The sequence below is a fragment of the Achromobacter sp. Marseille-Q0513 genome (assembly GCF_018195695.1).
In the GTDB taxonomy this organism is placed as follows: domain Bacteria; phylum Pseudomonadota; class Gammaproteobacteria; order Burkholderiales; family Burkholderiaceae_B; genus Achromobacter.
This window is the reverse complement of record NZ_JAGTJY010000097.1, coordinates 1-22,707: the sequence shown is the minus strand read 5'-3', so window position 1 is coordinate 22,707 and position 22,707 is coordinate 1. Positions and strand designations below refer to the sequence as shown.

Sequence of the window (22,707 nt, the reverse complement as noted above, 5' to 3'; positions counted from 1 at the left end):
CGCTCAAGCAGCTTGAGACCTTTGTCTGGCTGGCCAAGCTGGAGAGCTTTCGCCGCACGGCTGAACGCCTGAACACCACCCAGCCCAACATCTCGGTGCGTATCGCCGGGCTTGAGGAGGCGCTGGGCGTCAGACTGTTCGACCGAGACGGCAGCGCGGTCACGCTGACGCCCAAGGGGCAGTCATTGCTGGGATATGCCGAGCGCGCGCTGTCGGCGATAGAGGAGTTCTCGGCCCAATCCGGCCGCGCCGACGAGCACAGCGGCGTGCTGCGGATCGGCGTGTCGGAACTGATCGCGCAAACCTGGTTGCGCCACTACCTGCGAGCCTTGAAGTCCGAGTTCCCGTTCGTCGATGCGGAATTGACGGTGGGCCTGTCGATCAACCTGCGCAATGAGCTGGCGGACAGGTCGCTGGACCTGGGCCTGTTGAACGGCCCCATCACGGACTTCAACATCGACAACGTCGACCTGGGCAGCGTGCCGCTGGTCTGGGTGGCGGCGCCCGGCCTGTCCCTGGCCGGCAAGGGCGTGGCCGCGCTGGCCGGGCAGACGATCCTGACGCATGCGCGCCATACGCGGTCCTATATCGAGATCGCGGCCCATTTCCGCGAGCATTGGGATGGCCAGATCCGCATGGTGTCGTCGGGCAGCCTGGCGGCCTGCCTGCAGATGACGCTGGAAGGCCTGGGCGTGGCGGCCTTGCCGCGGGCGCTGGTGCGGGACGCGGTCGCGGCCGGCGAACTGGCCGAGGTGCCCTATGCCTGGACGCCGTCGCCGCTGACATTCTCGGCGTCGTACCAACATACGCCCGCCAGCCATCTGCTGCGGCGGGCCGCCGAGCTGGCGCGCGAGATCGCCGATTCGCGGCGCTGAGGGAGAACGATTGATAAAAGAGATTTATCGATATTCATCTTAAATAATAATTAGACATGATGTAGGCTGCCTTCTATCGTTGCCACGTTCTCAGACGAGAGGAGCAGCAGCGATGGCAGGTCACATCACCACGCGCCTGGGCGTGGATATCGGCGGCACCTTCACCGACGTCGTGCTGGAAACGACGGGCGGACAGTACTCCACCAAGGTCTTGACGACCTACGGCGCGCCGGAAGACGCGATCGTGGACGGCATGCGGCGGGTCTGCGCCAAGGCGGGCATCGCGCCCGCCGCCATCGGCCAGATCATCCATGGCACCACGCTCGCGACCAATGCGCTGATCGAGCGGCGCGGCGCCAAGACGGCGTTCATCACCACCGCCGGGTTCCGCGACGTGATCGAGATGCGGACCGAAAGTCGCTTCGAACAGTACGACCTGAACCTGGCGCTGCCCGAGCCGCTGCTGCCGCGCAATCGTCGCTACGTCGTGCGCGAACGGATGGACGCGCGCGGACAGGCGCTGATCGCGCTGGACCGGGCCGAGGTCGAGGCGCTGGCCGACGAACTGCAGGCGGCGGACTACCAGAGCGTGGCGGTTGGCCTGCTGCACGCCTATGCCAACGATGCCCATGAAAAACTGGTCCGCGACGTGTTGGCCGAGCGCCTGCCGCAGGCGATGGTGTCCATCTCGTCCGAGGTCTCGCCGCAGATGCGCGAGTACGAGCGCTTCAATACCACCATCGCCAACGCCTATATCAAGCCCCTGATCAAGAGCTACCTGGGCCGGTTGCAGGGCCGGCTGGAGCGGGAAGGCGCCGCGTGTCCGATCTTCCTGATGCACTCCGGCGGCGGCATCGTATCGCTGGACAGCGCGGCCGAGTTCCCCGTGCGCCTGGTCGAGTCGGGGCCGGCCGGGGGCGCCGTGTTCGCCGCCGACATCGCCGCGCGCCATGGGCTGGACAAGGTCCTGTCCTTCGACATGGGCGGAACCACCGCCAAGATCTGCCTGATCAAGCAACGCGCGCCCAAGACCAGCCGCGTGTTCGAGGTGGCGCGCACCTATCGTTTCAAGAAGGGTTCGGGCATGCCGATCTCCATCCCGGTGATCGACATGGTGGAAATCGGCGCGGGAGGCGGATCGCTGGCCCATGTCGATGCCTTGAACCAGATACGCGTCGGCCCTGAAAGCGCGGGCTCCGAGCCCGGTCCGGCGTGCTATGGGCGCGGCGGCGCGAGGCCCGCGGTGACCGACGCCGACCTGATCCTGGGCAAGCTGGATCCGGACAATTTCGCCGGCGGCACCCTCTCGCTGCATCCCGAGCGCGCCCGCGAGGCGGTCGAAGGCGTGTTGGGCCAGCGCCTGGGCATGGATCCGACCGAGGCGGCCTGGGGCCTGGCCGAAGTGGTGGACGAGAACATGGCGAATGCCGCGCGCGTGCATGCGGTGGAAAACGGCGAAGACCTGTCGGAATACACGATGATCGCCTTTGGCGGCGCGGCGCCGCTGCATGCGGGCAGGCTGTGCGAGAAGCTGGGTATTGCCCGCTGCCTGGTGCCGCCCGGGGCGGGAGTGGGGTCGGCCATCGGCTTTCTGCGGGCGCCGTTCAGCTTCGAGGCCAATCGCACCGTGTTCATGCGGATTGCCGATTTCGATGGCGCGACGGTGCGCCGGCTGTTCGCCGAAATGGCGCAGGAAGCGACCGGCTTCGTCCGTTCCTGCGACGCCGCCGCCGAGATCCAGACGGACTACAAGGTCTACATGCGCTATTCCGGCCAGGGCTGGGACATACCCATCTCGCTGACCGCCGAGCAGGCCCAGGCGGCCGATCCGGCCGTGTTCCTGGAATTGTTCGAGCGCGACTACGCCAATCTGTTCGGCCGCAGCGTGGCCGGCATGGGCGCCGAAGTCACGGTGTGGTCGGTCAATGCCCGCACGCCGTCGGCGCCGGTGGCGCGCGTCGCGCCCACGGAGGCGCTGCGGCAGGCGCGCGCCCACGCCCGGCGAGCGCTCTTCGATGCCGGCCTGGGACGCCGCGCCGAGGCCGGCGTGCATCGCCGCGAGGACTTCGCGCCGGGCTGCCACGCCAGCGGCCCGGCGCTTATCACCGAAGACGAAACCACGATCGTCGTGCCCGCCAGCCGGACCGCGCTGGGTCTGGCCGACGGTTGCATCGAACTGCGCGCGCCAGTCGCCGCGACCCCTGAGGAGGCCGGTCATGCCTGAACTGTCGAAAGTCGCTTATCAAGTCATGTGGAACCGCCTGATATCGGTGGTCGAGGAACAGGCGCAGGCGCTCATACGGACCGCGTTCTCGACCTCGGTGCGCGAGGCGGGCGATCTGTCGGCCGGCGTCTACAACGCGCAGGGCGAAATGCTGGCCCAGGCGGTGACGGGCACGCCCGGCCACGTCAACGCGATGGCCGATTCGGTGGCGCACTTCATCCGCCGCATCGGCCGCGAGCAGATGCGCGAGGGCGACGTCTACATCACCAACGACCCCTGGGAAGGCACCGGGCACCTGCATGACATCACCGTGGTCAGCCCGTCCTTCAAGGAGGGCGCGCTGGTCGGGTTCTTCGCCTGCACGGCGCACGTCACCGACATCGGGGGGCGCGGATTCGGCGCGGATGCCAATTCGGTCTACGAGGAGGGTCTGTACATTCCGGTCATGAAATTCGCGGACGGTGGCATCGTGGACCAGACGCTGGTGCGGATCATCCGCGGCAATGTGCGCGAGCCGGACCAGTTGATCGGCGATGTCTATGCGCTGGCCACCTGCAACGAGGTCGGCCATCGTCGCCTGGTCGACATGATGAGCGAATTCGGCTTGCGCGACCTGGCCGGCATCTCGGCCTTCATCCTCGGCAATTCGCGGCGGGCGACGCTGGAGCGCATCGCGGCGTTGCCGGCCGCGCAGGCCAGCGGCCATATGCGGATAGACGGCTATGACCAGCCCATCGACCTCAGGGTAAGGGTCTCGTTCGAAGGCGACCGCGTGCTGTGCGACTGGGCCGGTTCATCGGGCGTGGACCCCAAGGGCATCAACCTGCCGCTGGTGTACACCAAGGCCTATGCCTGCTATGCGCTCAAGTGCGCCATCGCTCCGGACATTCCGAACAATGCCGCCTCGCTGGCGCCATTCGAGATCGTCGCGCCGGCAAACAGCATCGTCAACGCGCCGCATCCGGCGCCGGTGGCGCTGCGGCATGTGATCGGCCATATGCTGCCGGACACGGTCTACGACGCGCTGGACCAGATCCTGCCCGATACCGTGCCTGCCGAAGGGGCGGGCAGTCTGTGCAATTTCCAGGTCTCGCTGCGGCCGCGCACCGATGCGCCGGCGCCGGCTGGCACCACGCGCGCCGAGGTGCTGACCTTCAATTCGGGCGGGGCGGGCGCGCGCCCGACGCTGGACGGCATGAACGCCACCGCCTTTCCGTCCGGCGTCATGACCATGCCGGTCGAGGCGACCGAGCAAGTCGGTCCCATCCTCATCTGGCGCAAGGAACTGCGGCCCGATTCCGGCGGCGCGGGGCGCTATCGCGGCGGCCTGGGCCAGTACATGGAGGTGGGCGCGCGCGAGGGGCATGAATTCGACATCCAGATGATGTTCGACCGGCTTCATTTTCCCGCGCGGGGACGGCGCGGCGGGGGCGCGGGCGCCGCCACGACGGTCGCGCTGGACGACGGCACGCTCATGCGGGGCAAGGGCAAGCAGTTCGTGCCGCATGGCCGCAAGCTGCTGATGGCGCTGCCCGGCGGCGCCGGCTATGGCGAGCCGGCGCAGCGCGACGCGGACAGCGTCCGGCGCGACCTGGCGCTGGGCTATATCTCGGCCGAGACCGCCCGTGCCTGCCACGGTCTGTCGGAGGCGGACATCGCCTCGGTCCTGGCCATCGCCGCGCGCGGAGACCTGCCGCCGCCGGGCGCGACCGCCGACAGGCCGGCCGGATCGAGGTAGGCCATGCAATTGCCCGCCAACCGTTTCCTGGCCGCGCTGCGCGCCGGGCGGCCGCAAGTCGGCCTGTGGGTGAGCCTGTCCAGCGCCGTGGCGGCCGAGGCCGTCGCCGGCGCGGACTTTGACTGGGTCCTGGTCGACATGGAGCATGCGCCCAACGATATCGGCTCGGTCTTGGCGCAGCTGCAGGTCTTCGCCGCCTATGGCGCCACGGCCATCGTCCGGCCCGAATGGAACGATCCGGTCCTGGTCAAGCGGCTGCTGGATATCGGCGCCCAGGGGCTGCTGTTTCCCATGATCCGCACGCCGGCGGAGGCCATCGATGCCGTGGCCTCGGTGCGGTATCCGCCTCGCGGCGTGCGCGGCGTCAGCGGCAGCACCCGCGCCAACCGCTATGGCCGCGTCACGGACTATTTCGCGCGGGTCGAAGAGGAAACCGCCGTCTTGCTGCAGGTCGAGACCTGCGCCGCGCTGGATGAGGCGGCCGCGATCGGAGCCGCCGATGGCGTGGATGGCGTCTTCTTCGGACCGGCCGATATCGCTGCCGACATGGGCCTGCTGGGCCAGCCCGCGCATCCGGCGGTCTGGGAGCGGATCCTGGCCGTGGCGCACAGGCTGATCGCCGCCGGCGTCAGGGTGGGCACCTTGGTGCAGGATCCGGCGCATGCCCGGCAACTGTTGGGGGACGGGTTCAACTTCGTCGCCTGCGGGGCCGATTCGGTGCTGCTGGCGCGCGCGGCGGACGCGCTCGCCCGGACCATGCGGGGCGCCTGACGACGGCGCACCGGCCGCTCGCTTTACAATGCGCGGTTGCATGTAATCCTGGACCGCGCAAGATGTCTGACGTTTTGAATATCGAATCCCTCGACCTGGAAGCCCGCGGCATCGCCCGCCGCGAGGGCAAGGTCGTGTTCGTTGAGGGAGCCCTGCCGGGCGAACGCGTGGTGGCCGCCACCGTGCGCCGCAAGCCGTCCTACGAAATCGCCCGCGTCGAGGAGATCCTGCGTCCGTCGTCGCAGCGCGTGGTGCCGCGCTGCCCGCATTTCGGCGTCTGTGGCGGCTGTGCCATGCAGCACCTGGAGCCCAGCACCCAGGTCGCGATCAAGCAGCGTTCGCTGGAGGACACCTTCTGGCACGTCGGCAAGCTCCGTCCCGCGCGCGTGCTGCCGCCCCTGCAGGGCCCGACCTGGGGCTACCGCTACCGCGCCCGCCTGTCGGTGCGGGTGGTGCCGAAGAAGGGCGGCGTGCTGGTGGGCTTCCATGAGCGCAAGAGCAGCTATGTGGCCGACATGCGCGAATGCCATGTGCTGCCGCGCCACGTCAGCGACCTGCTGCTGCCCTTGCGCGCCATGATCGCCTCGATGTCCGCGCCCGACCGCATGCCGCAGATCGAGGTCGCGCTGGGCGAGGGCGTGACCGCGCTGGTGCTGCGCCACCTGCTGCCGCTGACCGACGGCGATATCGCCATCCTGCGCGCGTTCGCGGCCAGGCATCAGGTGCAATGGTGGCTCCAGCCCAAGGGGCCGGACACCGTGCACGCGCTGGAGCCGGCCGATGCCGACGCGCTGGCCTACACCATGCCGGAATTCGGCCTGCGCATGCCGTACCGTCCCACCGATTTCACGCAGGTCAACCACGCGATCAACCGTTCGATGGTGTCGCGCGCGCTGACCCTGCTGGAAGTGCAGCCCACCGACCGCGTCGCCGACCTGTTCTGCGGCCTGGGCAATTTCACGCTGCCGCTGGCGACCCAGGGCCGCGAGGCGGTGGGCGTGGAAGGCAGCAAGATGCTGACCGACCGCGCCTTCGAGGCCGCCGCGCGCCACGGGCTGGCGGCAAGCACCAGCTTCGCCACGCTGAACCTGTTCGAGGTGGATGTGGAATGGCTGCGCGGCCTGGGCTATTTCGACCGCATGCTGATCGACCCGCCGCGCGAAGGCGCGCAGGCCGTGGCGCAGGCGCTGTCGCTGCTGGCGGCCGAAGAGCGTCCGCGCCGCATCGTCTACGTGTCCTGTAATCCGGCCACGCTGGCGCGCGATGCCTCCATCATGGTGCACGAGGGCGGCTATGTCCTGAAGAGCGCGGGCGTGATCAACATGTTCCCGCACACCGGCCATGTCGAATCCATCGCCGTGTTCGAATCGCTGGACGCCGATGCCGTGCGCGAGGCGCAGCAGCGCGCCCGCGAAAAAGCCGAAGCGGCCCGCCTGGCCTCCGAGGAAACCCCCGCCGCCGCCTGAAGATCCGCACCAAACGTCCCTTCCTGTAACGGGGCCGCCGTGGAGCCGGCTTTGCCGGACCACGGGCGGCGCCCCCTGGGGAGAGGCGCCGCAGGCGCTTCGGGGGAGACTATTACCCTTGCAGTCCTTCGAGGATGGGGCAGTCCGGCCGGCCGTCGCCATGGCAGTTCTGCGCCAGGTGCTTGAGCGTGGCGGCCATGTCGCGCAGGGCTTCGGCCTTGCGCTCCAGTTCCTGCACATGCTCCAGCGCGATGCGCTTGACGTCGGCACTGGCGCGGCTGCGGTCGCGCCACAGCGCCAGCAGCTCGTTCATCTGCTCGACCGAGAATCCCAGGTCGCGCGCGCGGCGCACGAAACGCAGCGTGTGCAGTTCGTGGTCGCCGTAGACGCGGTAGCCCGACTCGGTGCGCAGCGCCGGGCCGATCAGCCCGATGCTCTCGTAGTAGCGGATCATCTTGGCGGATATGCCAGAGGCCTGGGCGGCTTGTCCGATGTTCATCTCGTGGGCTCCAGTGTGGTCCGGCGCGGGGCTCAGGCCCGCGCGGCCTGCGGGCGGAAGGTCTTCAGGCGCAGCGCATTGCCCAGCACGAAGACGCTGGACAGCGCCATGGCGCCGGCGGCGAAGATCGGCGACAGCGACAGGCCGAAGGCCGGATACAGCGCGCCGGCCGCCAGCGGGATCAGCGCGGCGTTGTAGGCGAAGGCCCAGAACAGGTTCTGGCGGATGTTGGCCAGCGTGGCGCGGCTGAGCGCGATGGCGTTGGGCACGCCGTTCAGGTCCTCGGCCATCAGCACCACGGACGCGGCTTCGATCGCCACGTCGGTGCCCGTGCCGATGGCGATGCCGGTGTCGGCGGCGGCCAGCGCTGGCGCGTCGTTGATGCCGTCGCCGACGAAGGCCACCTTGCGGCCGCCTTCGCGCAGCGCTGTGATGGCGGCCACCTTGCCGTCGGGCAGGACTTCGGCGCGCACCTCGTCTATGCCCAGCTCGCGCGCCACGGCCTGCGCGGTGTGGCGGTTGTCGCCGGTGATCATGGCGGTCTTCAGGCCCTGCGCGTGCAGCGCGGCGATGGCGGCCACGGCCGAGGGCTTGACCGGGTCGGTCACGGCCATCATGGCGGCGGCGCGGCCGTCCACGGCGACGAAGATCGGCGTCTTGCCCTGGTTGCCCCATTCGGTGGCGCGTTCGCCGAAGACGCCGACGTCCACGCCGCGCTCGGCCATCAGGCGGGCGGCGCCGGCCAGCACCTTGCGGCCCTCGACCACGGCTTCCACGCCCGCGCCGGTGATGGCGGCGAAACCCTCGGCGGGCAGCAGCGCCAGCTTGCGCTCGGCGGCGGCCGCGACGATGGCGACGGCGATGGGGTGCTCGGAACGGGCCTGCACCGACGCGACCCACAGCAGGACTTGCTCGGCGTCATGGCCGGGCGCGGCTTCCAGGCCGGTCAGCGTGGGCTTGCCCAGCGTCAGCGTGCCGGTCTTGTCGAACGCCACGACCTGCACATCGCGCAGCGTCTGCAGCGCGTCGCCCTGGCGGAACAGCACGCCCATTTCCGCGGCGCGGCCGGTGCCCACCATGATGGAGGTCGGCGTGGCCAGGCCCATGGCGCAAGGGCAGGCGATGATCAGCACGGCCACGGCGTTGACCAGCGCGTGCGACAGGGCCGGCGTGGGACCGAGGAACAGCCAGAGCAGGAAGGTGACCAGGGCCACGCCCATCACGGCAGGCACGAACCAGCCGGTGACGCGATCCACCAGCGCCTGGATGGGCAGGCGCGCGCCTTGCGCGGCCTCGACCATGCGGATGATGCGCGCCAGCATGGTGTCGGCGCCGGTATGGGTCACGCGCAGCGTGAAACTGCCGGACGTGTTCAGCGTGCCGCCGGTGGCCTGCATGCCGGACGTCTTTTCGACCGGCACAGGCTCGCCCGTGAGCATGGATTCGTCCACGTAGGAATTGCCTTCGATGATTTCGCCGTCCAGCGGGATCTTCTCGCCGGGACGCACCAGCACGATCTCGCCCTTGCGCACCTGCTCGATGGGCAGGTCCACGGGCTGGCCGTCGCGCATGACGCGGGCGGTGCGCGGCTGCAGGCCGATCAGGCGCTGGATGGCCGCGCCGGTGCGGCCCTTGGCGCGCGCCTCCAGCATGCGGCCCAGCAGGATCAGCGTGACGATGACGGCGGCCGCCTCGAAATAGACGTTGCGGGCCGCCTCGGGCAGCCATTGCGGCGCGAAGGTGGCCACCACGGAATAGCTCCAGGCGGCGCCGGCGCCCAGCGCCACCAGCGAGTTCATCTCGGGCGCGCGGCGCCACAGGGCCAGGAAGCCCTTGCTGAAGAAGTGCCGGCCGGGCCAGGCCAGCACCAGCGTGGTCAGCGCGAATTGCAGCAGCCAGCTGTTCTGCCGGCCGATATTGGCCAGCACCCAGTGGTGCATGGCGGGAATCAGGTGCGAGCCCATCTCCAGCACGAAGACGGGCAGCGTCAGGGCCAGCGAGATGCCGAAGGCCTGCTTCAGGCGGCGGGCCTCGGCGTCGCGGGCCTCGGCCTGGCGTTCGGCGTGATCGTCCTCGGCGGCGATGGGGCGGGCCTCGTAGCCGATCTTGCCGACGGCGTCCACCAGCGCCTGGGCGTCGGCGGCGGTCGGGTCGAAGGCGACCAGCGCGCGCTCGGTGGCCAGGTTCACCTGGGCCTGGGCCACGCCCGGCACGCGGGTCAGGGCCTTCTCGACGCGCTTGACGCAGGACGCGCAGGTCATGCCCTCGATGGCGAGCTCCAGCTCGCTGGAAGAGGCGGGGATGGCGATGTTCATGGCGGGTCTCTTTCTATCCTGGAAGCCCACAGTTTCATCCTTCCCATTATTGGAAGGTCAAGCCTGATTTTACGCTTGACCTTTCCATGATGGGAAGGTTTACAGTGCTGCCATGCCTGGGATCATTCCAGGCCGTCCCTGAATCTTTCGGAGAGCATCCATGAGCATCGAGTTCCAAGTCCCCGACATGACCTGCGGCCACTGCGTCAAGACCATCACCGGCGCGGTCACGGCCGCCGTGCCCGGCTCGGCGGTCGCGACGGACCTGGCGACGCACCGCGTGACGGTGACCGGCACCGACCAGGCGGACAAGGTCGAGGCCGCCATCCGCGACGCGGGCTACGAGCCGGCCCGCGTCTGAGCGTCCCGCCGGGTCGGCTTGGCCCTGGCGCGCGCCTGATGGATCCCATAGAATCCATCAGGCGTTTTTCATTTGCTTATTGCTTAAAACTATCGATCAATTAAAACAATTAAATTTGATATATTGATAGTGCCGATTTATCATTCTTTCCATGGTGGTTGAACAGAACCCCGCTACCCCAAGGAGAGATTGAATGCTGCAAAACCGTGAAGGCCAACGTGTTCCCAACGTCACGTTCCCCGTCCGCGAGGGCAACACCTGGAAAAAGCTCACGTCCGACGACATCTTCAAGAACAAGACGGTCGTGGTCTTTTCGCTTCCTGGCGCTTTCACGCCGACCTGCTCGTCGACCCACCTGCCGCGCTACAACGAACTGGCGCCCACCTTCTTCAAGGAAGGCGTGGACAGCATCGTCTGCGTGTCGGTGAACGACACCTTCGTGATGAACGAATGGGCCAAGGACCAGGAATCGGCCAACATCACGCTGCTGCCCGACGGCAACGGCGCCTTCACCGAAGGCATGGGCATGCTGGTCGACAAGAGCGACCTGGGCTTCGGCAAGCGCAGCTGGCGCTACTCCATGCTGGTCAAGGACGGCGTGGTGCAGAAGATGTTCATCGAGCCGGAAAAGGAAGGCGATCCCTTTGAAGTGTCGGACGCCGACACCATGCTGGCGTACTTCGCCCCCAAGGCCAAGAAGCCCGACCAGGTGGTCGTGTTCTCCAAGCCGGGCTGCCCGTTCTGCGTGGAAGCCAAGGCGCTGCTGCAGGACAAGGGTTTCGATCCGATCGAGATCCCGCTGGAGAACAAGGTCCGCGGCCGCGTCATCGGCGCCGTCTCGGGTAAGGGCACCGCGCCGCAGGTGTTCATCAACGGCTCGCTGATCGGCGGCCTGGACGACCTGAAGGCGCATTTCGCCTGACAGGCATCAGGCATGCCGGGCCCGGGCGGCCCGGCATGCCGCGCGGCTCCGCGCCTTGCATGGCGGAGCACGCGCCGAATTCCCCCCGCTGCGCGTGTTCCTGCGCGGCCCCATCCGGGCGCCGTGGGGATGGTCGCGTCCCGAGCCCGCGCAGCAAGGCGAATTCGCCCTAGGCAAGACACCGCACAACCACGCCATATCGGGAGCACATGAATATGAAGACCCTGCACACTGACGTCGCCATCATCGGTGCCGGCACCGCCGGCCTGGCCGCCTATCGCGCCGTCCGCGCCGCCGGCAAGCGCGCCCTGCTGATCGAGGGCGGCCCTTACGGCACGACCTGCGCCCGCGTGGGCTGCATGCCATCCAAGCTGTTGATCGCCGCCGCCGAGGCCGCGCATGCCGCGACGCACACCGATGCGTTCGGCGTGCGCGTGGAAGGCGAGGTCAGCGTCGATGGCAAGGCGGTCATGGACCGCGTCAAGCGCGAGCGCGACCGCTTCGTCGGCTTCGTGCTGGATGGAGTGGAGAACATTCCCGCCGAGGACAAGATTCGCGGCCAGGCGCGCTTCGTGTCGGACACCGTGCTGCGCGTGGATGAGCATACCGAGATCCAGGCTTCGCGGGTGGTGATCGCCACCGGCTCGCGGCCGTCGGTGCCGCCGCCATTCCGCGAGCTGGGCGACCGGCTGGTCGTGAACGACGACGTGTTCGCCTGGGACGACCTGCCGCGCCGCGTGGCCGTGTTCGGTCCGGGCGTGATCGGACTGGAGCTGGGCCAGGCGCTGGCGCGCCTGGGCGTCGAGGTGCGCGTGTTCGGCGTCAGCGGCAGCCTGGGCGGCATCAGCGACCCGCTGGTGCGCCAGAGCGCCCGCAAGATCTTCCAGCGCGAGTTCTACCTGGATCTGGACGCCCGCGTGCTGGAAACCAAGCGCGTCGGCGATGAGGTCGAGGTGCGCTATGTGGCGCTGGACAACAGCGAGCGCACCGAGCGCTTCGACTATGCGCTGGTCGCCACCGGCCGCCGCCCCAACGTGGACGGGCTGGGCCTGGAGCACACCTCGCTGGCATTGAACAAGCAGGGCGTGCCGCTGTTCGACCGCGAGACCATGCAGGCCGGCGATGCGCCCATCTTCATCGCCGGCGACGCCAACGCCGACGCGCCGCTGCTGCACGAGGCCGCCGACGAGGGCCGCATCGCCGGCGAGAACGCCGCGCGCTATCCCGAAGTGCGCCCCGGTCTGCGGCGCGCGCCGCTGGCGGTGGTGTTCTCGGATCCGCAGATCGCGCTGGCCGGACAGGGCCACGCGCGGCTGGTGCCGGGCACCTTCGTCACCGGCCAGGTCGATTTTGGCGACCAGGGCCGCTCGCGCGTGATGCTGAAGAACCGGGGCATGCTGCACGTGTACGCCGACATCGCGACTGGCCGTTTCCTGGGCGCCGAGATGGTCGGTCCCAGCGCGGAGCACATCGGCCACCTGCTGGCCTGGGCCGTGCAGCAGGAGCTGACCGTGGCGCGGATGCTGGAGATGCCGTTCTACCACCCCGTGATCGAGGAAGGCCTGCGCACGGCGCTGCGCGATGCCGCCGCCAAGCTGGCGCAGGCGCGCGAGGCGCTGCAGGTAGAGGAAACCGCTTGAACGCTTGAAGCCGGGGCCGCAATCGCGGCCCCGCTTGCCATCGCGACTACTTGCCGGCGGACAGCGCGCTGTTGTACGCGGCGGCCAGCCGGCGCACGCCTTCGCGGATCTGGTCCACGTTGGGCGCGGCATACGACAGCCGCATGGTGCCGGCCTTGGGATTGGCCGCATAGAAGGCCGCGCCGGGCACGAACAGCACGCCCTGGTCCACGCAGGCCTGGAACAGCGCGCCGGGCGCCAGGTCGTCCTGCGCCTCGGCCCAGATGAACATGCCGCCTTCCGGCGGATTGGCCCGGATGCGGCCGCCGAGTTCGGCTTGCAGCATGTCGACCATGGCCTGCATGCGGGCGCCGTACTCGCGCCGGGCGCGTTCCACCGTGTCCGGATAGCGGCCGGCGTTCAGGTATTCCGCGGCGATCAGCTGCGCGATCGGCGAGGTGCACAGGTCGGTGGTCTGCTTGGCGATGGCGCAGCGACGGATGACTTCCGCCGGCGCCACCATCCAGCCGACGCGCAGCGCCGGCGCCAGCGTCTTGGACAGGCTGGACAGGTAGATCACAGGGTTGGCAGACGGCAGCCTGGCGCCCAGCGCGTGGATCGGCTCGACCGCCGTGGGCGAGAAGCGCAGCTCGCCGTAGGGATCGTCCTCGACCACGATCACGCCGTGCCGCGCCGCCAGGCTCGCCAGCTGCGCGCGCCGTTCCTGGGACAACAGCGTGCCGCAGGGGTTGGAGTAGGTCGGGACGGTGTAGATGAGCTTGGGCAAGGCATCGGCCGGCGCGTTCGCCAGCAGCGATTCCAGTACGTCGATCCGCATGCCCTGATCGTCCACCGGCACCTGCTCGATGCGCGCGCCAGCCAGGCGCAGCGCCTGCAGCGTCGCCGGATAGGACGGCGATTCCACATAGACCACGTCGCCGGGTTCCACGAACACGCGCACCAGCAGGTCGAAAGCCTGCTGCGAGCCCGTGGTCACCAGGATGTCCTCGGGCTTCGCCTCGATACCGCGCGCGTCGCAGAGCCGCGCCAGCGCCTCGCGCAGCGCCGGGGCGCCCTCGGTCGCGCCGTACTGCAGGATACCGGCGCCCTGGGCGAAGACCCGTTGCGCGGCCTGTTCGATGCCGGCGCCATCCAGCAGCGTCGGCGACGGATAGCCGCCGGCGAAGGAAATCATGCCGGGACGGCTCAGGTAGGGAAACAGTTCGCGAATGGGCGAACCGGCCGGTTCGGCGAAGGCGGCGGCGTAGGGAGAGTGGCTCATGGTCGGCTCGTTGTGCGGGGCGCGGGCGTTCAGGCGGGCAGGGCGGCGTCTTCGGCCTGGCCGAGCAGGGCGCGGACGCGCGCCAGCGATTCGGCCTGGGCCGCTTCGTACAGGGCGATCTCGTCGTGCACGGCGCAGCCCAGGTCGCGTTCAAAGGCCGCGCGCGCTTCGTTGGCCGAGTAGTTGCGCTGCTCTGCGCTGCCCAGGTTCGAGCGGAAGATGCCGGCCGCGCTCACGGGCAGGAAGTCCTCGTAGGTGATCGGATTGGCTTGCACCAGGCCACGGGCCAGCAGCGCATCGACGTCCAGGTCGGCAGCCGACGGGTCGGCGTGGCGCAGGCCGTCGTCGGTCAGGGCGTAGCGGAAGAAGGCCAGGCCTTCGGCGCGCAGCGCGTCCAGGTCGTCGGGGAATTCCGTGAAGACCTCGGCCAGCCGGTCTTCGTAGCGTTGACCGGGCGCCTGCTCGCGGGCGCGGGCCAGCAGCGCGTCGTAGCGCTGGCGGCCCTTGCGGGTCAGCGCGATGCCGCGCTGCTCGACTTCGCCGAAGCGCGCGGTATGGGTGCCGGCGGTGTCCGCGCCCAGGAAACGGACCGGTTCCTCCAGCGCCTTGAAGCTGGTCTGGCGCAGCAGGATGGGGTGCTTGCGACGCGGCGGGCCTTCGACCACTTCCTTGGCGGGAATGCCGCGGCCCGGCATGGCGGCCTGCAGCGCGTCGATGTCCAGCGTGCGCGGGGTCAGGTGGTTGATATGCGGGCCGGCGAAACAGACCACGTCGGCGATCAGGCGATGGGCGTCGTGCAGCGCCTTGTAGGTCTCGGCCGTGACGGTGGCCTCGCTGTGCCAGCGGAAGGTCTCGCGCACCTGTTCGACGAATTCGTCCGCCTGGGCGCTCTCCAGGCCGCCGTCCCGTTCGAACTGCTCGGTCAGCGCCAGCGCGCGCGCCGTGAAGATGTTGCGCCGTTCCAGGATCTCGCGCGCCTGCGCGGCCAGGGCCTGGTCTTCGAGCAGTTCCAGGCGCAGCAGCGAGGTGAACACGCGGAAGGGATTGGCCGCCAGCGCCGCGTCGCCGACCGGGCGGAAGGCGGTGGAGTGGACCGGAATGCCGGCGACCGACAGATCGTAGTAGCCGACGGGCTCCATGCCCATCACCGCGAACACGCGCCGCATGGTCGCCAGTTCAGCGGCCGTGCCCAGGCGGATGGCGCCGTGGCGCTCCAGGTTCAGCCGCTCCAGGCTGGCCGAGCGCGCCAGGCTGTCGCGCAGTTCCGGCGATCCGGCCAGCACGTTGGCGTTGATGTCGGCGACCAGGTCCAGCAGGGTGCCGTATTGCGGCACTTCCTGGCGGTACATGTCGGACATGGCGCGCGAGAAACGGGTGCGGATGTCATCCGGGGAAACGAGGGCGGAACGGGTCATGGCAGGAAACGGGGTCAAGGTGGAAGAGAGTTGGCAGAGAACCTTCATGTCATTCATTAAATACATGAAAAGCTCCCGATTGCGTGATTCTCCAGGTGTGTGCGCAAGAGGGTCAACCGACATTTGTGTCCAAGGTCATTCATAAATAGAATGAACTCCCATGAAATTCCCGCGCAAATACCTGCCCTCCATGTCCGTGCTCTGCGCCTTCGAGGCGGCCGCCCGCCACCAGAGCTTCACGGGCGCGGCGCTGGAGCTGAGCCTGACGCAAAGCGCCGTCAGCCGGCAGATCCGCGCGCTGGAAGAGCTGCTGGGCACGGACCTGTTCGTGCGCGAGCGCCAGACCGTGCGGCTGAACAAGGCCGGCGAGGCCTATGCGCGGGAAATCCGCGAGGCGCTCAAACGCGTGTCGGCGGCCACGCTGGGTTTTCGCGCCAATCCGCAGGGCGGCACGCTCAACATCGCGATCCTGCCCACCTTCGGCACGCGCTGGCTGGCGCCGAGGCTGCCGGCGTTCATGGCGGCCAATCCCGGCATCACCATCAACCTGGCCACGCGCCCGGAACAATTCGATTTCGCCACCGAGCCGGTGGACGCGGCGATCCACTTCGGCCTGCCGGTATGGCCGGGGGCCGAGCTGGATTTCCTGATGAGCGAGCAGGTGGTGCCGGCATGCAGCCGGGCGCTGCGCGAGCAGTTCGATTTCCAGGCACCGGCGGATCTGCTGAAGGCGCCGCTGCTGCACCTGGAAAGCCGGCCGGACGCCTGGGAGCGCTGGTTCCACGCCATGGGCGTGCAGGCCCAGGGCGTGAACGGCATGCTGGTGGATCAGTTCGCGCTGGCCTCGCAGGCGGCCATGTCGGGCCTGGGGGTGGCGCTGTTGCCGCGCTTCCTGATCGAGGCCGAACTGGCGCGCGGCGATCTGGTGCTGGCCATCGACGCGCAGGTGGAAAGCGCCGAGAAATACTATCTGGCCTGGCGTCCGAGCCAGGCCAGCTATCCGCCGCTGCAGGCGTTCCGCGCCTGGCTCGCGGCGGCGGCGCGGCAACCCTGAGGCGGACGCCCGCTCAGGTGTTCTCGCGGTATTGCAGCGTGAAGCCGGCCCGGTCGTCCTGCGCCAGCTCGCGCGCCAGATAGGGCATGGCGGGCTTGAGGGCCTCGTGCAGCGTCCAGGGCGGATTGACCAGGAACATGCCGCTGCCGTGCAGGCCGTAGCCGTCGATGGCCGCCTTCTTGACGGTCAGCGTGGCGTGCAGCCAGCTCTTGACCTTCAGGTTTTCCAGATGGCGGGCCATCTCGTTGGCCTCGCGCCGCTGCACCAGCGGATACCAGACGGCGATGGTGCCGGTGGCGAAACGCTTGATGCACTCCTTGACCGTGTTCAGCGTGCGGCGGTAGTCGTTCTTGTCTTCATAGGACGGATCGATCAGCACCATGCCGCGCCGCGTGGGCGGCGGCAGCAGCGCCTTCACGCCTTCGAAGCCGTCGTCGCCGTAGATGGTGGTCTGGCGCTGGGCGTTGCGGTCCAGGTGTTCCAGGTTGCCGACCAGCGTATCGATCTCGGTCGGGTGCATCTCGAACATGCGCAGCCGGTCCGACGGACGCAGCGCATCGAGCGTCAGCCAGGGCGAGCCGGGATAGCGCCGCAGCCGGCCGTTGGTGTTGTAGGCGCGGACGCGCTGCAGGTACTCGGCCAGGATGGGCGGCAGGTCGTCGCGATCCCAGAGCCGGCCGATGCCATCGGCGGACTCGGCGGTCTTGGTGGCCCAGTCGCCGTCCAGGCTGTACAGGCCGGCGCCGGCATGGGTGTCGATGACCCAGTACGGCGCGTCCTTGCGGTTGAAGTAATCCAGCGTGTGGACGAGGATGGCGTGCTTGAGCACGTCGGCGTGGTTGCCGGCGTGGAAGGCGTGGCGGTAGCTGAACACGGGCGCCCGGTCCTTTAAGCCTGGACGGGCCGGATCGCGGCCAGCTCGTCGGTGAAGATGCCGTCGATGCCCCAGTCGAGCAGCAGGCGCGCGCGCTCCGGATCGTTGACGGTCCAGGCGGCGATGCGGTAGCCGGCGGCATGCACGGCGTCGATCAGCTCGCGGGTGGCGTCCTTCTGGTTGATGTTCAGCGCCACGCACTGGTACTTCTGCAGGCGCGCCAGCCAGTCGGCCGGGACTTTTTCCACCAGCAGCGCGCGCGGCAGCTCGGGCGCGGCTTCCAGCGCCGCCGCCAGCGCCTCTTCGGCGAAGGAAGAAAGCAGGGGGGCGGTGGCCGATTGGCGCCACAGCTCGCGGGCGGCCAGCGCCACGGCGCGGCCGGTCTCGGCCTCGCGGCTCGGGCAGGGCTTGATCTCGACGTTGCTGGCGATGCCGTTGGCGACGGTGTAGCGGGCCACGGCGGCGAAGGTGGGCAGCGGCTCGCCGGCGTAGGCGGCCGAGTGCCAGCTGCCGAAATCCAGCTGCGCCAGTTCGATGTAGTCCTTGGCGGCGGCAGGGCCGTGGCCGTTCGAGCTGCGGTCCACGTCATCGTCGTGCATCAGCACCAGCACGTTGTCGCGGCTGAGCTTGACGTCGTACTCGAACATGGTGAAACCGTGTTCGGCGCCGACGCGCATGGCGGCCAGCGTGTTCTCCGGCGCCAGGCGGCCGCCGCCGCGGTGGGCGATGTAACGGGAGTAGGGCCAGGAGGGGAGGTTTGCGGTCATTTGGGTGTTGCTTGAGTGTTCTACGGAGCAGGGTTGCAAGGATACTCCTAATGGCCTATTTCAGCGGCGCCTTGCCCTGTGACACATCCATGATCATGCGCGTCGACAGGTACAGCCGGGGCACGATGCTGCCGATCTGTATGTACTCCGCGTCATTGGAGTGGGCGCCGAAGCCGGACAGGCCCATGCCCTCGATGACCGGGCCGCGCGCCTTCAGCGCGGCGAAGGCGGCGTCGGTGCCGCCGCCGCTGGCGCGGTCCACCACCTTCATGGGCAGGCCCAGCTCCTGGTAGATGGCCACGCCGTGCGAGGCCAGCGCGCGCGAGGCGGCGGTGGCCTCCAGGGGCGGGCGGCGCACCTCGAACTTCACGCTGACCTTGGACTCGGGCAAGAGCTTGTTGCGCGACTTTTCCTCCAGCGTGCGCGCCAGCGCGTCGAAATCGGCCACGCGCAGCGCGCGGGCGTCTGCCTGGGCCGTGGCCTGGCCCGGGATGACGTTGCGGTTGGTGCCGGCCTGGGCCACGGTCCAGTTCAGCTTCAGTCCCTTGTCGGGTTGCGACAGCTTGTCCATCTGCAGCACCTGGTGGGCCAGCTCATACAGCGCATTGATGCCGCCTTCGGGTCGCGCGCCCGCGTGCGAGGTCTTGCCCTGCACGGTCAGGTAGGCCGCGCCGATGCCGCTGGTGGCCAGCGTCAGCCGGGCTTCGGCGCCGCCGCCTTCATACGAGAACACGGCGTCCTGGTCGGCCGCGAGGGTGGTGATGGTGTCGCGCGCGCCCGGCGAGCTGATTTCCTCGTCGCCGTTGATCAGCACGGTGATCTTGCCGTAGCCGCGGAAGTCCAGCTTGCGCAGCAGGGCCAGGGTGTGGATGATGGCCGCCACGCCGTGCTTGTCGTCGGCGATGCCCAGGCCATAGGCCTTGTCGCCGTCGATGCGGAAGGGCTGGTCCTTGAGCATGCCGTTGCGGTAGACGGTGTCCATATGGGCGATCAGCATGATCTTCTTGTCGCCGCTGCCCAGGAACTCGGCCCGCACCATGGGGCCGACCTTCTCCGGCGTGTCGTCCAGGCGGAAGACCTGGGCGGGCTGGATGATCTCGGCCTTGCCGCCCAGCGCCGCCAGCCGGTCGCGCACCAGCGCGGCGATGCGTTCCACGCCTTCGACGTCCTTGCTGCCGGATTCGATGCCGACCAGGTCGCGCATGGTGTCCAGCATGGCCTGCCGCTCGGCCTGGGCGGCCTCGTGCACGGCCGCCACGGGCGCGCCCCAGGCCGCCGAGCAAGCCAGGAACAGGGCGGTGGCGCCCGCGGCGCGGGTGAGGAATGGGGAAAGGCGCGGAGTCATCATGAACGCAAACCTCGTTTGTCGCTGGGCGCCGGGCGCCCGGGAACGGACCACGATACGGGCCGGGCCGGCGCGCCGGAACCGGGGTTTCCCTGCTTGACGCGCTGGCGCCGGGCGATGATCAAGGGAATCTGAACGTCGCGCGCGGGCGGGAAATGCTAAAATCCCGCGGCTGATCCGGTGTATAACCGGTGTGGGAACAAGGCGAAGCTCGTTCGCCTTTTTTTATGCGTTTTCTTGCGGCTCCCGGTTTACGTCCGGAGCGCGGCAACAGGGATTCCATGTTCGAATTTATTCGCAGCCATCGTCGCTGGATGCAGTTCATTCTGCTGCTTCTGATCGTGCCGTCCTTCTTCCTGGTCGGCATACAGGGCTATGAAAGCTTCATGCGCAAGGAGCCTGAGCTGGCCACGGTCGCGGGCCAGCCCGTCACCCGCGCCGAGTTCGACCAGGCCCACCGCAATCAACTGGAGCAGTTGCGCCAGCGCCAGGGCGCGCAGTTCGACCCCGCCGTGGTCGATACGCCGTTCGTGCGCCAGAGCCTGCTGAACGAGCTGATCAACCAGCGCCTGATGGCGAACGTCGTCATCGACAATCGTCTGTCGGTGTCGGACGCCACGCTGCGCAACTACATCCTCAAGAATGTTCCCGAGGTCCAGGCCAATGGCGTCTTCTCGCGGGAACGCTACGATCAGGTGCTGGCCGCGCAGGGCTTGACGACGAATACGTTCGAGGCCAGCGTGCGCCGCGATCTGTCGATCGGCCGTGTGCTCGAGCCCGTGGGCTTGACCGCCCGCGCACCCGCCGAAGTGGTGGCCTCGCTGGAAACCGCGCTGACCCAGACCCGTTCGGTCCAGCTGCGCCGCTTCGCCGCCGCCGACTACCGTTCGAAGGTCGATGTGAGCCCGGCCGACATCCAGTCCTGGTACGACGCCAACAAGCAGCAGCTGCAGATTCCCGAACAGGTCCAGGTGCAGTACCTGGTGCTGGACGAAGCCGCCGCCACCCAGGGCGTGCAGGTCAAGGACGAAGACCTGGCCTCGTACTACGAGCAGAACAAGACCCGCTTCGGCCAGCCCGAGCGCCGCCGCGTCAGCCACATCATGATCAATCTGCCGGCCGGCGCCTCGGAAGATGCGCGCAAGGCCGCTCGCGCCAAGGCCGACGAGCTGGACAAGCTGGCCGTGGCCGACCCGTCCAAGTTCGCCGAACTGGCTCGCAAGGAATCGCAGGACGCCGGCTCGGCCGCCAATGGCGGCGACCTGGGCTGGCAGCAGAAGGGCGCGTTGCCCGGTTCTCTGGACAAGGCCGCCTTCGGCCTGAACAAGGACCAGGTCTCCGGCGTCGTCGAAAGCCCCAGCGGCCTGCACATCCTCAAGCTGACCGAGATCCAGCCCGCCGCGATCAAGCCGCTGGCCGAGGTCAAGGACCAGCTCGCCGGCGAAGTGCGCAAGCAGCTCGCCGCCGTGCGTTTCTCGGAAATGGCCAGCCAGCTGAGCAAGCAGGTCTATGACCAGCGCGACAGCCTGCAGCCCGCCGCCGACGCGGTCGGCCTGAAGCTGCGCACCGCCGCCGGCGTGACCCGCGAAGGCCTGCTCCCCGCCGACAAGGCCGGTCCGGGCTCCGCCGCCGCCGGTCCGGACGCCGCGCTGCTGGACAACCCGCGCGTGCGCCAGGCGCTGTTCTCGGCCGACGTGCTGCGCGAAAAGCAGAATTCCGGCGTGATCGAGCTGGCTCCGGACACCATGCTGGCCGTGCGCGTCGCCGCCGTGGAGCCGGCCCACGTGCCGCCGCTGGACAAGGTCAGCGAAACCATCCGCGCCAAGCTGCTGGACGAGCGCTCGGCCGAAGCCGCCAAGCAGGCTGGCGAAGCCGCGCTGGCCGCCGACAAGGCCAATCCGGCAGCCTCGCCCGAAGGCTTCGCCGGCGTGGTGATTGTGTCGCGCCAGGATCCGGGCGGTCTGCCGCGCGCGGTGCTGGACGCCATCATGCGCCAGCCGGCCGGCGCGCTGCCCGCCTATGTCGGCGTGCAGGCTGGCGCCGACTATATGGTGGCGCGCCTGGAAAAGGTCGAAGCGGGCAAGGTCGAGCAGGCCGAGCGCGAGAGCCTGGCGGGCCAGTTGGCCGGCGCTTATGGCCAGGCCGAGAGCGAAGCCCTGCTGCGCATGCTGCGCGAGCAGTACAAGGTGCAGTTGCTGCCGGCCTCGGCCGACGCCATCAAGGGCGAGCAGCCCGCCTCGGCGGGCTGAGCCCGCCAGGCTAGTTGAGCAGTGGCCGCAGCGCCGGCCACACGTTATCGAGCAGTTGGGGCTGGGCATCCTCGTTGGGATGGATGCCGTCAGCCTGGAACATGGCCCGGTTCGTCGCAATGCCTTCCATCAGGAAGGGGACGAGCCGGGCTTTTTCGTCCTTGGCCACCGTAGGGAACAACTGCGCGAAGCGCTGCGTGTAGTCGCGCCCGTAATTGGGCGGGATCTGCATGCCCACGATGACGACGTCGGCGTCGGCCTGGCGCGCGGCCTGGGCCATGTTGCGCAGGTTCTGCTCGGTCATGGTCAGCGACAGGCCGCGCAGCGCGTCGTTCGAGCCCAGCTCCAGCATCACCACGGCCGGCGCGTGCTGGCGCAGCAGCGCGGGCAGGCGGGCGACGCCGCCGCTGGTGGTGTCGCCGCTGATGCTGGCGTTGACGACCTTGTACTTGGGGTATTGTTGCGAAATCCGCTCGGACAGCAGCGGCACCCAGCCGGTGCCGCGCTTGATGCCATATTCAGCGGACAGGCTGTCGCCCAGCACCAGCACCGCGCGCGGCGCGGAACCTTGGGCCGTGGGGACAGTCTGAGCGTGGCCGGGCGCGATGGCGGCGGCGGTCAGGACGGACGTGTACAGCAGACGGAAAAATAGGCGCATGGATAGCAATAACTCGATCGAGGTGAAAGGGCTGGGCAAGCGGGTCGCCGACGCCGGCGGCACGCTGTCTATCCTGGAAGGAATCGATTTTACGGTCGAGGCGGGCAGCGCCGTGGCCATCACGGGCAGCTCGGGCTCGGGCAAGTCCACCTTGCTGGGGCTGCTGGCCGGGGTGGGTGTTCCCCGGGCGGGCCGCGTGAAGCGGGCCGGCCCGGACCTGGTCGCGCTGGACGGGGGCGGCCGCGCTCGGGTGCGCGGCAACCCTGCGGGCGG

19 protein-coding genes are annotated in these 22,707 nt (G+C 68.8%); 11 read left to right on the top strand and 8 right to left on the bottom strand.

What is annotated here, in order from left to right:
• The 5 genes from KDH83_RS18790 to rlmD all read left to right on the top strand — a co-directional run.
• A partial coding sequence (locus KDH83_RS18790; RefSeq protein WP_212318647.1) for a LysR family transcriptional regulator occupies positions 1-875 on the top strand: 875 nt, incomplete at its 5' end.
• A gap of 112 nt (positions 876-987) precedes the next feature.
• Positions 988-3,099, top strand: coding sequence for a hydantoinase/oxoprolinase family protein (locus tag KDH83_RS18785; RefSeq protein ID WP_212318645.1), 2,112 nt, complete (start codon positions 988-990; stop codon positions 3,097-3,099).
• Positions 3,092-4,837, top strand: a complete 1,746-nt coding sequence (locus tag KDH83_RS18780) for a hydantoinase B/oxoprolinase family protein (RefSeq protein ID WP_212318642.1) — start codon at positions 3,092-3,094, stop codon at positions 4,835-4,837. The genes KDH83_RS18785 and KDH83_RS18780 overlap by 8 nt, the downstream gene beginning before the upstream one ends.
• A 3-nt stretch (positions 4,838-4,840) precedes the next feature.
• Entirely contained in the window at positions 4,841-5,608 is a 768-nt protein-coding gene (locus KDH83_RS18775; protein ID WP_212318640.1) for an aldolase/citrate lyase family protein, read from the top strand.
• A 62-nt stretch (positions 5,609-5,670) separates the two neighbouring features.
• Positions 5,671-7,074, top strand: coding sequence for a 23S rRNA (uracil(1939)-C(5))-methyltransferase RlmD (gene rlmD, locus KDH83_RS18770; protein WP_212318638.1), 1,404 nt, complete (start codon positions 5,671-5,673; stop codon positions 7,072-7,074).
• A gap of 112 nt (positions 7,075-7,186) precedes the next feature.
• On the opposite strand, the gene cueR is transcribed toward rlmD, so the two are convergent.
• Both cueR and KDH83_RS18760 read right to left on the bottom strand, forming a co-directional pair.
• Positions 7,187-7,573: a Cu(I)-responsive transcriptional regulator gene (gene cueR / locus KDH83_RS18765; protein WP_212318635.1), complete on the bottom strand. Its 387-nt coding sequence runs from the start codon at positions 7,571-7,573 to the stop codon at positions 7,187-7,189.
• 32 nt (positions 7,574-7,605) lie between these two features.
• Positions 7,606-9,888: a heavy metal translocating P-type ATPase gene (locus KDH83_RS18760; protein WP_212318633.1), complete on the bottom strand. Its 2,283-nt coding sequence runs from the start codon at positions 9,886-9,888 to the stop codon at positions 7,606-7,608.
• A gap of 160 nt (positions 9,889-10,048) precedes the next feature.
• Between KDH83_RS18760 and KDH83_RS18755 the strand changes: the two genes are divergently transcribed.
• The 3 genes from KDH83_RS18755 to KDH83_RS18745 all read left to right on the top strand — a co-directional run bounded on the left by KDH83_RS18755 (position 10,049) and on the right by KDH83_RS18745 (position 12,811).
• Positions 10,049-10,249 (top strand): heavy-metal-associated domain-containing protein, encoded by a 201-nt coding sequence (locus tag KDH83_RS18755; RefSeq protein WP_212318631.1) that lies wholly within the window; start codon positions 10,049-10,051, stop codon positions 10,247-10,249.
• A 193-nt stretch (positions 10,250-10,442) separates the two neighbouring features.
• Positions 10,443-11,171, top strand: coding sequence for a glutathione peroxidase (locus KDH83_RS18750; protein WP_212318628.1), 729 nt, complete (start codon positions 10,443-10,445; stop codon positions 11,169-11,171).
• Between the two features lie 215 nt (positions 11,172-11,386).
• The gene (locus KDH83_RS18745; RefSeq protein WP_212318653.1) at positions 11,387-12,811 is read left to right on the top strand and encodes a dihydrolipoyl dehydrogenase; all 1,425 of its coding nucleotides are present in this window, start codon (positions 11,387-11,389) and stop codon (positions 12,809-12,811) included.
• A 46-nt stretch (positions 12,812-12,857) separates the two neighbouring features.
• Here KDH83_RS18745 and KDH83_RS18740 read toward each other — a convergent pair whose 3' ends face one another.
• Together KDH83_RS18740 and KDH83_RS18735 are read right to left on the bottom strand one after the other, a co-directional pair.
• Positions 12,858-14,072, bottom strand: coding sequence for a PLP-dependent aminotransferase family protein (locus tag KDH83_RS18740; RefSeq protein ID WP_212318625.1), 1,215 nt, complete (start codon positions 14,070-14,072; stop codon positions 12,858-12,860).
• 29 nt (positions 14,073-14,101) lie between these two features.
• On the bottom strand, positions 14,102-15,487 hold the full coding sequence (locus KDH83_RS18735) for a VOC family protein (RefSeq protein ID WP_212318622.1): 1,386 nt from the start codon (positions 15,485-15,487) through the stop codon (positions 14,102-14,104).
• Between the two features lie 160 nt (positions 15,488-15,647).
• Here KDH83_RS18735 and KDH83_RS18730 point away from each other — a divergent pair, with 160 nt between their 5' ends.
• Entirely contained in the window at positions 15,648-16,541 is an 894-nt protein-coding gene (locus KDH83_RS18730) for a LysR family transcriptional regulator (RefSeq protein ID WP_212318619.1), read from the top strand.
• 13 nt (positions 16,542-16,554) lie between these two features.
• On the opposite strand, the gene rlmJ is transcribed toward KDH83_RS18730, so the two are convergent.
• Genes rlmJ through KDH83_RS18715 form a run of 3 tightly spaced genes read right to left on the bottom strand, consistent with a single transcriptional unit; the run spans position 16,555 to position 19,527 of the window.
• Positions 16,555-17,415 (bottom strand): 23S rRNA (adenine(2030)-N(6))-methyltransferase RlmJ, encoded by an 861-nt coding sequence (rlmJ, locus tag KDH83_RS18725; RefSeq protein WP_212318615.1) that lies wholly within the window; start codon positions 17,413-17,415, stop codon positions 16,555-16,557.
• A 14-nt stretch (positions 17,416-17,429) separates the two neighbouring features.
• Positions 17,430-18,182 carry a glycerophosphodiester phosphodiesterase gene (gene ugpQ, locus KDH83_RS18720; RefSeq protein ID WP_212318612.1) on the bottom strand — a complete coding sequence of 251 codons (753 nt, stop codon included), beginning with the start codon at positions 18,180-18,182 and terminating at the stop codon, positions 17,430-17,432.
• Between the two features lie 55 nt (positions 18,183-18,237).
• The gene (locus KDH83_RS18715) at positions 18,238-19,527 is read right to left on the bottom strand and encodes a M20/M25/M40 family metallo-hydrolase (RefSeq protein ID WP_212318649.1); all 1,290 of its coding nucleotides are present in this window, start codon (positions 19,525-19,527) and stop codon (positions 18,238-18,240) included.
• 281 nt (positions 19,528-19,808) lie between these two features.
• Between KDH83_RS18715 and KDH83_RS18710 the strand changes: the two genes are divergently transcribed.
• Positions 19,809-21,776 (top strand): SurA N-terminal domain-containing protein, encoded by a 1,968-nt coding sequence (locus KDH83_RS18710; protein WP_212318609.1) that lies wholly within the window; start codon positions 19,809-19,811, stop codon positions 21,774-21,776.
• A 10-nt stretch (positions 21,777-21,786) separates the two neighbouring features.
• Here KDH83_RS18710 and KDH83_RS18705 read toward each other — a convergent pair whose 3' ends face one another.
• Positions 21,787-22,434 (bottom strand): arylesterase, encoded by a 648-nt coding sequence (locus KDH83_RS18705; protein ID WP_212318606.1) that lies wholly within the window; start codon positions 22,432-22,434, stop codon positions 21,787-21,789.
• Between KDH83_RS18705 and KDH83_RS18700 the strand changes: the two genes are divergently transcribed.
• Positions 22,433-22,707: ATP-binding cassette domain-containing protein (locus KDH83_RS18700; RefSeq protein ID WP_212318603.1), on the top strand; the 275-nt coding region annotated here is incomplete at its 3' end. The genes KDH83_RS18705 and KDH83_RS18700 overlap by 2 nt on opposite strands.

What these genes read in the sequence shown, in the direction of transcription:
- KDH83_RS18775 (WP_212318640.1), top strand. Translation starts at nt 4,841, where the DNA reads ATGCAATTGCCCGCCAACCGTTTCCTGGCCGCGCTGCGCGCCGGGCGG.
- rlmD (WP_212318638.1), top strand. Translation starts at nt 5,671, where the DNA reads ATGTCTGACGTTTTGAATATCGAATCCCTCGACCTGGAAGCCCGCGGC.
- KDH83_RS18735 (WP_212318622.1), bottom strand. Translation starts at nt 15,487, where the DNA reads ATGACCCGTTCCGCCCTCGTTTCCCCGGATGACATCCGCACCCGTTTC.
- KDH83_RS18750 (WP_212318628.1), top strand. Translation starts at nt 10,443, where the DNA reads ATGCTGCAAAACCGTGAAGGCCAACGTGTTCCCAACGTCACGTTCCCC.
- KDH83_RS18740 (WP_212318625.1), bottom strand. Translation starts at nt 14,072, where the DNA reads ATGAGCCACTCTCCCTACGCCGCCGCCTTCGCCGAACCGGCCGGTTCG.
- cueR (WP_212318635.1), bottom strand. Translation starts at nt 7,573, where the DNA reads ATGAACATCGGACAAGCCGCCCAGGCCTCTGGCATATCCGCCAAGATG.
- KDH83_RS18755 (WP_212318631.1), top strand. Translation starts at nt 10,049, where the DNA reads ATGAGCATCGAGTTCCAAGTCCCCGACATGACCTGCGGCCACTGCGTC.
- KDH83_RS18760 (WP_212318633.1), bottom strand. Translation starts at nt 9,888, where the DNA reads ATGAACATCGCCATCCCCGCCTCTTCCAGCGAGCTGGAGCTCGCCATC.
- KDH83_RS18730 (WP_212318619.1), top strand. Translation starts at nt 15,648, where the DNA reads ATGAAATTCCCGCGCAAATACCTGCCCTCCATGTCCGTGCTCTGCGCC.
- KDH83_RS18705 (WP_212318606.1), bottom strand. Translation starts at nt 22,434, where the DNA reads ATGCGCCTATTTTTCCGTCTGCTGTACACGTCCGTCCTGACCGCCGCC.
- KDH83_RS18785 (WP_212318645.1), top strand. Translation starts at nt 988, where the DNA reads ATGGCAGGTCACATCACCACGCGCCTGGGCGTGGATATCGGCGGCACC.
- KDH83_RS18745 (WP_212318653.1), top strand. Translation starts at nt 11,387, where the DNA reads ATGAAGACCCTGCACACTGACGTCGCCATCATCGGTGCCGGCACCGCC.
- KDH83_RS18780 (WP_212318642.1), top strand. Translation starts at nt 3,092, where the DNA reads ATGCCTGAACTGTCGAAAGTCGCTTATCAAGTCATGTGGAACCGCCTG.
- KDH83_RS18710 (WP_212318609.1), top strand. Translation starts at nt 19,809, where the DNA reads ATGTTCGAATTTATTCGCAGCCATCGTCGCTGGATGCAGTTCATTCTG.
- KDH83_RS18715 (WP_212318649.1), bottom strand. Translation starts at nt 19,527, where the DNA reads ATGACTCCGCGCCTTTCCCCATTCCTCACCCGCGCCGCGGGCGCCACC.
- ugpQ (WP_212318612.1), bottom strand. Translation starts at nt 18,182, where the DNA reads ATGACCGCAAACCTCCCCTCCTGGCCCTACTCCCGTTACATCGCCCAC.